The sequence below is a fragment of the Cryobacterium sp. MP_3.1 genome (assembly GCF_035984795.1).
Taxonomy (GTDB): Bacteria; Actinomycetota; Actinomycetes; order Actinomycetales; family Microbacteriaceae; genus Cryobacterium; species Cryobacterium zongtaii.
On record NZ_JAXCHV010000001.1, the window covers coordinates 331,721 to 342,454 of the forward strand.

The 10,734-nt window shown below is 67.4% G+C and carries 10 protein-coding genes; 2 read left to right on the plus strand and 8 right to left on the minus strand.

Translation table 11 applies throughout. The annotated features are described in order from the left end of the window. Positions 1 to 3: 3 nt before the first annotated feature. The 4 genes from proB to rplU form a co-directional block, all read right to left on the minus strand. Positions 4 to 804, minus strand: coding sequence for a glutamate 5-kinase (gene proB / locus RCH12_RS01580; protein ID WP_103432146.1), 801 nt, complete (start codon positions 802 to 804; stop codon positions 4 to 6). Between the two features lie 20 nt (positions 805 to 824). Next, a complete protein-coding gene (gene obgE / locus RCH12_RS01585; RefSeq protein WP_088456367.1) occupies positions 825 to 2,408 on the minus strand; it encodes a GTPase ObgE in 1,584 nt (527 codons plus the stop codon). Between the two features lie 84 nt (positions 2,409 to 2,492). After that, a complete protein-coding gene (gene rpmA / locus RCH12_RS01590) occupies positions 2,493 to 2,750 on the minus strand; it encodes a 50S ribosomal protein L27 (protein WP_066595878.1) in 258 nt (85 codons plus the stop codon). 18 nt (positions 2,751 to 2,768) lie between these two features. Then, positions 2,769 to 3,077, minus strand: a complete 309-nt coding sequence (rplU, locus tag RCH12_RS01595; RefSeq protein WP_066595881.1) for a 50S ribosomal protein L21 — start codon at positions 3,075 to 3,077, stop codon at positions 2,769 to 2,771. 260 nt (positions 3,078 to 3,337) lie between these two features. Here rplU and RCH12_RS01600 point away from each other — a divergent pair, with 260 nt between their 5' ends. After that, on the plus strand, positions 3,338 to 3,601 hold the full coding sequence (locus tag RCH12_RS01600; RefSeq protein ID WP_088456368.1) for a DUF4031 domain-containing protein: 264 nt from the start codon (positions 3,338 to 3,340) through the stop codon (positions 3,599 to 3,601). Between the two features lie 7 nt (positions 3,602 to 3,608). Here RCH12_RS01600 and RCH12_RS01605 read toward each other — a convergent pair whose 3' ends face one another. The 4 genes from RCH12_RS01605 to RCH12_RS01620 all read right to left on the minus strand — a co-directional run bounded on the left by RCH12_RS01605 (position 3,609) and on the right by RCH12_RS01620 (position 9,716). Next, complete coding sequence (locus tag RCH12_RS01605) at positions 3,609 to 5,063, minus strand: hypothetical protein (RefSeq protein WP_327015836.1); 1,455 nt, start codon at positions 5,061 to 5,063, stop codon at positions 3,609 to 3,611. Further along, positions 5,053 to 5,850, minus strand: coding sequence for a TIGR03943 family putative permease subunit (locus RCH12_RS01610; protein WP_327015837.1), 798 nt, complete (start codon positions 5,848 to 5,850; stop codon positions 5,053 to 5,055). Before RCH12_RS01610 ends, RCH12_RS01605 begins: the two co-directional genes overlap by 11 nt. A gap of 4 nt (positions 5,851 to 5,854) precedes the next feature. Next, on the minus strand, positions 5,855 to 6,886 hold the full coding sequence (locus RCH12_RS01615; protein WP_327015838.1) for a permease: 1,032 nt from the start codon (positions 6,884 to 6,886) through the stop codon (positions 5,855 to 5,857). A gap of 163 nt (positions 6,887 to 7,049) precedes the next feature. Further along, complete coding sequence (locus tag RCH12_RS01620) at positions 7,050 to 9,716, minus strand: Rne/Rng family ribonuclease (protein ID WP_327015844.1); 2,667 nt, start codon at positions 9,714 to 9,716, stop codon at positions 7,050 to 7,052. A gap of 278 nt (positions 9,717 to 9,994) precedes the next feature. Between RCH12_RS01620 and RCH12_RS01625 the strand changes: the two genes are divergently transcribed. Further along, on the plus strand, positions 9,995 to 10,594 hold the full coding sequence (locus RCH12_RS01625; protein ID WP_327015839.1) for a vitamin K epoxide reductase family protein: 600 nt from the start codon (positions 9,995 to 9,997) through the stop codon (positions 10,592 to 10,594). Positions 10,595 to 10,734: the final 140 nt, after the last annotated feature.

Sequence of the window (10,734 nt, forward strand, 5' to 3'; positions counted from 1 at the left end):
CCGTCAGTTTAGGGCAGAATGCCTCACTGTTGCCGGGTCGGCCGGCTCGAACCAGGTGCCGATCCGGTCGCCGCGGAGGGCCTCGGCGACCAGCGACGTCGACGTGACCAGGACCGCGGTTCCGGCCTCGGCGGCGATCCGGGCTGCGGAGACCTTGGTGCCGGCGCCGCCGGTGCCCACGCCGGACTGGGAGGAACCGAATTCGACGCCGGGGAGGGTATCGCCCTGGGCCACGTACTCGATTCGTTCGGCTCCGGGCAGGTGCGGGGGCCGGGTGTACAGCGCATCAACGTCGCTGAGCAGAACGAGCAGGTCCGCCTTAACGAGGGTGGCGACCAGAGCGGCGAGCCTGTCATTGTCGCCGAACCGGATCTCGTGGGTGGCGACGGTGTCGTTCTCGTTCACGATCGGCAGGATGCGCAGGCCCAGCAGCCGTTCCATGGCGCGCTGGGCGTTGCTGCGCGGCGACGCGTTGTCGAGGTCGCCCGCGGTGAGGAGCACCTGGCCGGCGACGATGTCGTACCGGTCGAGGCTGTCCTGATAGCGGAAGATCAACAGGTTCTGCCCCACGGAGGCTGCTGCCTGCTGGGTGGCGAGGTCGGTGGGACGCTCGTCGAGTTGCAGGTACGGCATCCCGGTGGCGATGGCGCCTGAGGACACCAGCACCACCTCGGCGCCGCGGCCGTGCGCCGACGCCAGGGCGTCGACGAGGGGAGCGATCTGCCCCACGTTGGCACCACTGATCGAGGACGATCCCACCTTCACGACGATCCGTGCCGCAGTGCCGACGCCGCTGCGCTCCAGCGGCCGCCTCGCTCCTCCGGTCACTCGGAGTCGCCCTCCTTGACGCGCCGGCGGGCGGCGTTGTTCTCGGTGACTTCACCTTCGCCGGCGTTGAACTCTTCTTCACCGGTGGACCACATACCGGCCTCGCGCTCACGGATGAGCTCGGCACGCGCGGCGGACTTGGCGTCCATGCGCTTGAGGTATTCCTCACGACGCTCGTTGCTGGTGCGGCGCTTGGAGTCGTCCATCCGGCTGTCGGTACCACGCGGGGCGGTGATCAGCTCGGCTGTGGAGGTGAGGGTGGGCTCCCAGTCGAAGATCATGCCGTCGCCAGGGCCGATGACCACTGTCGAACCGGCGACAGCGCCGGCCTTGAACAGTTCGTCCTCGGTGCCGAGCTTGGCCAGTCTGTCGGCGAGGAAGCCGACGGCCTCGTCGTTCTTGAAGTCGGTCTGCTGCACCCAGCGTTCGGGCTTGGCACCGAGGATGCGGAAGATGTTGCCGAACGAACCGCCCTCGACGCGCACGATGAAACCGCTGTCGTCGACGGGCTTGGGGCGGATGACGATACGCGGCTTGAGGGCCGCGGCTTCGGCGCTGGTGATCCGGCCGGCTTCGACGGTCTCGGCCAGGGCGAAGTTCAGCTGGCGCAGTCCCTCGTGGCTGACCGTGGAGATCTCGAAGACGCGGTAGCCGCGTTCTTCGAGTTCGGCCTTCACAAAGGCGGCGAGTTCGCGGCCTTCCGGGACATCGATCTTGTTCAGCGCGATCAGCTGGGGACGCTCGAGCAGGGGCGTCTGGCCCTCGGGCACCGGGTACGCGGCGAGTTCGCCGAGAATGATGTCCAGGTCGCTGATCGGGTCGCGTCCGGGGTCGAGCGTGGCGCAGTCGAGCACGTGCAGCAATGCGGTGCAGCGCTCGACGTGGCGCAGGAATTCGAGGCCGAGCCCCTTGCCCTCGCTGGCGCCCTCGATGAGACCGGGCACGTCGGCGACGGTGTAACGCACCTCACCGGCATCCACAACGCCGAGGTTGGGCTGCAGGGTGGTGAAGGGGTAGTCGGCGATCTTGGGCCGGGCCGCCGAGATGGCCGCGATCAGGCTGGACTTGCCTGCCGACGGGTAGCCGACGAGCGCGACGTCCGCCACGGTCTTGAGCTCGAGGTAGACATCGCCCTCGAAGCCGTAGGTGCCGAGCAGTGCGAAGCCGGGGGCCTTTCGCTTGGTGGAGGCGAGCGCGGCGTTGCCGAGTCCACCCTGTCCGCCCGCGGCGACGACGATGCGGTAGCCGGGCTCGGTCATGTCGGCGAGCTCGTTGCCCTCCGCATCCTTGACGACGGTGCCCAGCGGCACGCTCAGCTCGATGATGTCGCTGCCGTACCCGTTGCGGTGGTCACCCATGCCGGGGCCGCCGTTCGCGGAACTGCGGTGCGGTGAACGGTGGAACGCGAGCAGGGTGGTCACCTGCGGGTCGGCGACGAGAACGATGTCGCCACCGTTTCCGCCGTTTCCGCCATCGGGGCCGGCGAGAGGCTTGAACTTCTCGCGTTTGACCGAGACACAACCGTTTCCTCCGTTGCCCGCTCGCAGGTGCAGCGTGACTTGGTCAACGAACGTGGCCATGGGAATGCCCCTTTCAGGTGGCGATACAAACAAACATGAGGACGAGCCGAAGCCCGCCCTCATGCTGAAAAGCTGTGTGGATGCCTAAGCGGCAGCTACCACGATGTTGACGACCTTGCGGCCACCCTTGGCACCGAACTCGACCGAGCCGGCTTCGAGGGCGAAGAGGGTGTCGTCGCCGCCACGGCCGACGTTCACGCCGGGGTGGAAGTGGGTGCCACGCTGACGGACGATGATCTCGCCCGCGCCGACAACCTGACCACCGAAGCGCTTCACGCCGAGGCGCTGAGCGTTGGAGTCACGACCGTTGCGAGTGGAACTCGCACCTTTTTTGTGTGCCATTAGTTATTCTCCTCGGGCCTAGGCGATGCCGGTGACCTGAACGCGAGTGAGCTCCTGACGGTGCCCCTGACGCTTCTTGTAACCGGTCTTGTTCTTGAACTTCTGGATGACGATCTTCGGGCCGCGAAGGTCGTTGAGGACCTCGGCGGTGACCTTGACGTTGGCCAGCGACGTCGAGTCAGAGGTGATCTTGTCGCCGTCGACGAGAAGCACGGCGGCCAGCTCGACGTTGCCGTCCTTGTCAGCCTTGATTCGGTCCATCGTTACGATGGTCCCGACCTCTACCTTCTCCTGCCGCCCACCGGCGCGCACAACTGCGTAAACCACTTTACGTACCTATCTCTGGGGAACCCCGGGGGCTCCGATTCCTATGATGGAAAGTTACCGAGTGCACATGGACCAAGTCGGACCATGTCACGTCAGAAAACCTTGGGCGCTACGTGGACAGAGTCCTTCGCACACCAACACTCGACTTTAGCTGATCGGAATGCCCCGGTCAAACCACCTCGAGAGGGCGTGTCGCGCCCTCGGTTCGATGGCGCCGCCGTGGACAAGCTTAGGGCCGGAATTGTCCATACACTTTCAGCATGGGCATACTGATCGACCAGCCGGCCTGGGCGGCCCATGGCACGCTCTGGTCTCACCTGGTGAGCGACTCCTCTCTGGCGGAGCTGCACGCCTTCGCGGCCGCGCAGGGCATCCCCCGGCGCGGCTTCGATCTGGACCACTACGACGTGCCCCAGGACCGCTACGACTCCCTGGTCGCGGCCGGAGCGGAGCCGGTCGACTTTCGCGGTCTCGTCACCCGGCTGCGGGCCAGCGGCTTGCGGGTCAAGGCCAGGGACCGCTGACCTCTGCTCACCAGGTGGCGTCGATGCCCACGATGCTGCGAGTGATGGCCCCGGTTGCCAGGTCGACGAAGAGTGTCGTCGCCGTGGTGGCCTGCGGGTCGACGGGGTAACCATCCGTCACCTGGGTCTGGCTGTTCGGCACGGTCTGGATCGCCAAGTACTGGTCGTTGGGTGAGATGGCGAAGCCCACGATGGTCTCATTGGGCAGCACCGGCTCGTACACCACCCGCGTCGTCGGAGTCGCGGGGTCGCCCGTGACCAGGATCAGCGACTGTCCCACGCGCCCGGTCGCCTGGTCGAATTCGGCCACCCGCTGCACGTACCCCTCTCCCCCGGTGAGGAAGCGCAGTTCGGCGGTATACGGCGTGGTCCCGGCGACATCCTGCGGCACGATCGCCGCCTCGGCCCCCGTGGACAGGTCGAGGATGTACTGGCTGTCCTGGTCCGACACGGCGATGCGCAGCCCGTCCGGGGCAAACGCGTTGAGGTTGGGGAACTGTCCGATGGGGATGGGCACGGTTTCGGCACCTGCTCGGGGGTCGATCAGCAGCAGGGTGGTGTCGAAGAGCTGAGCCACGACCTCGGCGCGGTTGGCCATGAACCCCCAGGCGATGGCCTGCACGGGCTCACCATCGAGCCCGGCCACGGTGTCGACGGTGCCGCGGGTGAGGTCGAGCAGGAACAGGGTGTTGTCGTAGACGTGGCCACCCGCACCTGCCGCGCTGGTGAAGCGGAATCCGATGGTGCTCGAGGACGCGGAGGCCTGCAGGTCGTGCACGGTCCCGGTGCCGGGCATGGTGAGTTCGGCGGCGCGGCCGTCGCGATCCACCAGACTGAGCGTGTTGGTGAGGTCCTCGGTGAGGGTGACCACCACGAGTTCGTCGCCGACCGGAACGAACGACTGGATGTATGGGGCGCTGAACGCGACGCTGGTCTCGGCAGATCCGACGGTGGTGCGTACGATCCGGTCGGGCGCCTTGGTCGGCTCGTTCGGCTGCGCCGGGGACCGGCTGAGCAGGTAGAGCGGCGCTTCGTCGGTGCGGAAGGAGACGGCCAGGTCGCTCGACCTGTCGGCGAACGGGCCGGTCACGTCATTGACGGTCACCGTGTATTCGGTGTCGTAGGCGAGCGGCTGGGGGAAGACGATCACGATCGAATCGTTCCTGGTCCGCACGTCGGCGACGCCGGCCGGGCTGACGGTGACCTGGTCCGTGCTCACCTCGGCGAGCTGCTGGTTCGTGTCGAGGACGAGCCGTTGGTTGGCCGTGGTGACGACGGCGCTCGTGTCGACCTGGAAACCGGTCAGCCGGGGCCCGTTGAGCACGTTGACGGCCACCAGGGCCAGGCACAGCACGATCAGGCCGGTGAGGAGGGCGGCGAGGGTGCGGCGGAACCGTCGGCCACCGGCTGCGGCGTCCGGGTCGGCTATCGAAGACTGCCCAGACGTGAGGTCAGTAGACATACGGGTCGCTCGGCTGGTCGACAGCCTCGATGGTGGTGGGCAGCACGGCGAGGGTGTCTGCGGATCGGGCGCTCGGGTTGCTCACGAAGGTGCCGGTCACCTGCACCCAGTCGTCGGTGTCGTAGCTGGCCTGCCAGCCGGGCTGGTAGACGGCAACGCCGATGGGCTGGGCGTCGACGGCGCAGCAGGTGACCACGAACCGGGCGGCGTAGAAGACGTTGTCGGGGTCTGCGGTGTCCGGCAGGACGAAGCCGGTGATGCTGGCCGTTTTGTCGGCGTAGAGGGCGGGATCCTCGGACTGGGCCAGGAGCGACACCCACTCCTTCACGCTCAGGCGTTCGTAGTCGCCGGTGCCCACCAGGGCGGCCGCCTCATCCGCTGCGGCCTCGCTGTCCAGCCCGCCGGAATTGACCTCCCGTTGGGTGGCCGTGGCGCTGGTCAGGGTGGCCGGGGGCAGGGCCAGCACCGTGACCGTCGCGATGGCCAGAAGCAGGGCGCTGCCGCCCAATGCCCAGGTCCGCCGGCCGGCGGACCTGCGGCCGGACGGCTCCGGCTCCCCTGCTGCCGGGGTGCGAAACACGAAGCTGGCCACCACGAAGACGAGGCCGACCACGGCCATCACGGTGGTGAAGATGAAGTAGCGCGGGTGGATGTACAACCCGAGCTGCCCGGTGGCGCCGAGCCAGATGGTGGCCACCACGATCACCAGGCTCAGGCCGATGCCGCGCCAGCGCTCGGCCAGGTAGCCGGCCAACGCGCCCTTACGCGACCTTTCCTTAAGCGACATTTCCTTAAGCGACATAGTTCACCAACAGGCCGGCGGCCGCGCTCATCAGGGCCACCAACGCGGTGATCTGAACGAGGGTGCGGGTGGTGAAGGTGGTGCGCATCAGGGCGAGCATCTTGACGTCGATCATGGCTCCGAAGGTGAGGAAGGCGGCGATGCCGCCGGGCATGAAGGTGCTGCCGAACGACAGCACGAAGAAGGCGTCGACGTTGGAGCACACCGCGACGATGAAGGCCAGGGCGATCATGGCCAGCACCGACCAGACCGGGTTGCTGCCGAGCGCCAGCAGCACCGAGCGGGGCACAAAAACCTGGACGAGGGCCGCGATCAGCGAGCCGACGAACAGTGCGGGCATGATCACCGCGGTCTCGCGGGTGAACAGGTCGACTGACCGTTCGATACGACCCGGCCGGGAACCGTGCGGGTGAGTGTGCCCCTCGTGCAACCCGCCGTCATGCCCGCCAGCGCTCACCGGCGCATCCGGCCGTGCGCAGGACGCTGAGAAGGTGCGGGTCAGGAGGCTGTCCGGGTCCGGGTGCCGGCTGAAGAGCCACCCGATCACGTTGGCTATCACGAAGCCGGCCACGATGCGGGTGATCAGGATCCCGTCTCCCCAGCCGAACGCCTGGTGGGTGGTGATGATCGTGATCGGGTTCAGGATGGGCGCGGCGAGCAGGAATGTGATCGATTCCGGCACCGTGAAGCCGCCCACCATGAACCCGCGGGCCAGGGGCACGTTGCCGCATTCGCAGACCGGGAAGAACATGCCCAGCAGCGAGATGCAGGCGCGGCGGAGCACTGGTTGGCGGGGCAGGAATCGGGTGATGAAGCCGTGTGGGAGCCACACCTGCACCACCGTGGACAGCAGGATGCCGAGGAACACAAAAGGCGCTGACTCGATGATCACGCTCAGGGCGAGGGTGACGGTGTCCTGGACGCGGTCCGGGACTCCCCAGCCGGGCAACGCCGGGCTGACGGCACGGAGCGCGAACGCGGCGGCGACCAGGACCACACCGAGAATGAGTCCGGTGGGCACGCGCCGCACCGTCCCCCGATCCCTGTGCATCCGTCGATCTTACCGGAGTGCAGCAACCGGACCGGTCAGGTGGACCGGCCCCCGCCGACCAGCCCCGGACGACAACAGCGGTGGCGCCCGAATCGGGCGGCACCGCTGCAAGGGCCGATGAGGCCGCCGACCGTTAGGCGTTGTCCTGCGTGGGAGCCACGATCGGCTGCACGGTGGCGGTCGGACCGCCGGCGGTGGTGACCCGACGGCTGCGCGAACGGCCCTGGCCGGGCTGCTTGGGCTCCGGCAGGGCTTCAAGCACCGAATCCAGCAGCTGGTCGGTGACCTGCTTGCTCACCTGACGGCGGCTGCGCGGCGACTTCTGCACGGGGATGTCGAGAATAGCGACACCCTCGGCCGAGTCGGCCGGCACGGCCTCCGCAGCCAGGAGAGGCGCCTGAACCGCCGGGGCGGCGGTCTCGGGCTCTGCGGCGGCCGGGACGGTGGACGCCAGGTCGGGCTGCACGGCGGGCGCACTGTCGGTCGACTGGCCGGTGCGGCCCCCCGAACGACTGCCCGAACGGTTGCCGCGAGAGTTCGAACGGGCCGTGGGTGCGGTGTCGACGCTCTCGGCCGCGGTCGGGGCGTCGGCCTCAGCAGCCGGGGCGGCGGCCGGGGCAGCCGTCTCGGTCGGCGCGATCACCGGGATCGAACCGGTCAGTGAGCGGCTGATGGTGCGCGCGGCGATCAGCGCGAGGGCGTGCTTGGCGTCCTCGGTGATTCCGTGCGTGCCGTGGCCGGCCTTGGCGGCATCCGTCTGCACGGGCGCACCGTGCGCCTGACCGGAGTTCTGGTTGCCGTTGCCGCGCTGGCCCGAGTTGCCGGTGTCGTGGCCGGAGCCGCCGTTTCCGTTGGACTTGCTGCGGGGGCGGCGCTCCTGAGTGGGCTGAGCGGTCTGGCGGTGCTTGACGACGGGGTCGTGGTGGATGACGATTCCGCGTCCGGCGCAGGCCTCGCAGTTTTCGCTGAACGACTCGAGCAGGCCCAGGCCGAGCTTCTTGCGAGTCATCTGGACGAGCCCGAGCGAGGTGACCTCGGCCACCTGGTGCTTGGTGCGGTCGCGGCTGAGGCACTCGACCAGGCGACGGAGCACCAGGTCTCGGTTGGACTCGAGGACCATGTCGATGAAGTCGACAACGATGATGCCGCCGATGTCCCGCAGGCGCAGCTGCCGCACGATCTCGTCGGCCGCTTCGAGGTTGTTCTTGGTGACGGTCTCCTCAAGGTTTCCGCCGGATCCGACGAACTTGCCGGTGTTGACGTCGACGACGGTCATCGCCTCGGTGCGGTCGATCACGAGCGATCCGCCCGACGGCAGCCAGACCTTGCGGTCCAGGGCCTTCTCGATCTGCTCCGAGATGCGGTATTCGTCGAACGCGTCGCGCTCGCCCTCGTACCGCTGGACGCGCTCGACGAGATCGGGAGCGACCTGGCGCAGGTAGGACTCGATGACCTCCTGGGCGTCGTCGCCGGAGATGACCATTTTGTGGAAGTCCTCGTTGAAGACGTCACGCACGATCTTGATCAGCAGGTCAGGCTCGCTATGCAGCAGGGCCGGACCGGACACCGTTTCGACCTGCTTGGCGATGGAGGCCCACTGCGCGGTGAGGCGGTTGACGTCGAGGGTGAGCTGTTCGTCGGTCGCGCCCTCGGCCGCGGTGCGCACGATGACGCCCACGTTGTCCGGAAGGACCTCCTTGAGGATCTTCTTCAGTCTGGCGCGCTCAGTGTCGGGCAGCTTGCGGCTGATGCCGTTCATCGACCCGTTCGGCACGTAGACGAGGTAGCGGCCGGGCAGCGACACCTGGCTGGTGAGCCGGGCGCCCTTGTGGCCGATCGGGTCCTTGGTGACCTGCACCAGCACCTTGTCGCCGGGCTTGAGCGCCAGCTCGATGCGGCGAGTCTGGCTGGCACCCGGGGAGTTCACCGCGGCGGCGTCCCAGTCGACCTCACCGGAGTAGAGCACGGCGTTGCGGCCGCGTCCGATGTCGACGAAGGCGGCTTCCATGCTCGGCAACACGTTCTGCACGCGACCGAGGTAGACGTTGCCGATGAGCGACGCATCCTGGTTCTTGGCCACGTAGTGCTCGACGAGCACGCCGTCTTCGAGAACGCCGATCTGGATCTTGTTGTGCTTGGCCCGCACGACCATGGCGCGGTCGACCGACTCGCGGCGGGCGAGGAACTCGGCCTCCGTGATGACAGGGCGGCGCCGGCCGGCGTCGCGGCCGTCGCGGCGGCGCTGCTTCTTGGCCTCCAGGCGGGTGGAGCCCTTGATCCGCTGGGGCTCGGTGATCAGCTCGGGTTCGCGGGGGGTCCGAACCCGCACCACGGTGTTCGCGGGGTCGTCGCTGCGGCCTTCTTCGCCGGTGCGACGGCGTGCGCGCCGGCGCACCGTCGAGCCCTCTTCGGGGTCGTCATCCTCGTCGTCGAGCTGACGGCCACCGGACCGGACCGGGGCCGGCAGAATCGCCGGGGCCTGGAAGATCAGGGACGTCGTCGGCCGGCGGACGACCTCGACGGTCTCGTCGAACGGTGTCGGCAGGGCAGGGAATGCCACCGGCTGGTCCACCGCGGCTGGCGCCTGGTCGGACGAGGCCTGGCCGAACGCCACCTGGTCGGAGGCCACTCGGTCGGCCGATGCCGACGGTGACTCCGGCGTCACGGCCGGGTCGTCCTGAGCGGGTACACGGGACGTGTCACCGATCGGTTCGAGCTGCTTGGCCGGTGCCGCCTTCCTGGTTGTTTTGCGAGTGCCGAACAGGCCCTTGCGCTTCTTGTTGTCGTTGTCTTCCACCATCACTGGTGCGCTCCTTGACCGCTGTGGATGACCGCGCCACCCACTCGGTTACTCTCTCGTGCGATGCTCTCGCTTGCGCGAAAACCCCGCGAATCCTATTGCGTGCCGCAACCGGCTCTTGGCTCTGGTTGCAAATACCTTTGGTCTAGGACCAATGAATCTGGGCGAATGCCGCCCATTAAGCCTTATGGCATCGGTTTGAGCGCGGCTCAAACGACTGTTTCGATTATCGCACGCATTCCCAGGGACGCGCACGCGACACATGGCATAATCCGAATGTGCCATTCACCACCTCAAAAAAGCCTCCGATCGGTCTCGCCGTTTTCCTGATTCTCGCGGGGGCAATCGGTTTCGCGGCAGCATTCGCGCTCACCCTGGACAAGTTCACGATGCTGGAGGATCCCGCGGCGCAACTGTCCTGCAACTTCAGCGTCCTGGTGGGCTGCAGCACCAACCTCGGCTCCTGGCAGGGCGCGGTGTTCGGCTTCCCGAACCCGCTGATCGGGGTGGCGGGCTGGAGCGTGGTGATCACCATCGGGGCGGCGATCTTCTCGGGCGCCCGGTTTGCGCGGTGGTTCTGGCTGGGCCTGAACCTGGGGGTCGCGGGTGCGCTGGCCTTCGTCATCTGGCTGATGGGCCAGAGCTTCTTCGTCCTCGACGTGCTGTGCCCGTGGTGCATGGTCACCTGGACCGTGACGATCCCGGTGTTCCTCGCCGTGACCCTGTACAACCTCAAGACCGGCATCATTCCGGGTTCGGCGCGGGTGCGGCGCCTCGCGACGGGCGCCTACTCATGGATCTTCGTGATCACGATCGCCTGCTACCTCGTCGCCGCGACGATCGCCCAACTCCAGATGGACTTCCTTCACCGCCTCTGAGGCGTAACCAGCCCGCACGACGTGAGAAAGGCCCCGAAAACTCGAGGCGGTTTCTAGCGGTCGTTGCAACACCTGATGGTTTAGGTGCTTTGAATTAGATCACGTAAACGCTCGGCTGGGGTATCCCAGTCGAGCGTTTT

What these genes read in the sequence shown, in the direction of transcription:
- obgE (WP_088456367.1), bottom strand. Translation starts at nt 2,408, where the DNA reads ATGGCCACGTTCGTTGACCAAGTCACGCTGCACCTGCGAGCGGGCAAC.
- rpmA (WP_066595878.1), bottom strand. Translation starts at nt 2,750, where the DNA reads ATGGCACACAAAAAAGGTGCGAGTTCCACTCGCAACGGTCGTGACTCC.
- RCH12_RS01600 (WP_088456368.1), top strand. Translation starts at nt 3,338, where the DNA reads ATGGGCATACTGATCGACCAGCCGGCCTGGGCGGCCCATGGCACGCTC.
- RCH12_RS01605 (WP_327015836.1), bottom strand. Translation starts at nt 5,063, where the DNA reads ATGTCTACTGACCTCACGTCTGGGCAGTCTTCGATAGCCGACCCGGAC.
- RCH12_RS01610 (WP_327015837.1), bottom strand. Translation starts at nt 5,850, where the DNA reads ATGTCGCTTAAGGAAAGGTCGCGTAAGGGCGCGTTGGCCGGCTACCTG.
- RCH12_RS01620 (WP_327015844.1), bottom strand. Translation starts at nt 9,716, where the DNA reads ATGGTGGAAGACAACGACAACAAGAAGCGCAAGGGCCTGTTCGGCACT.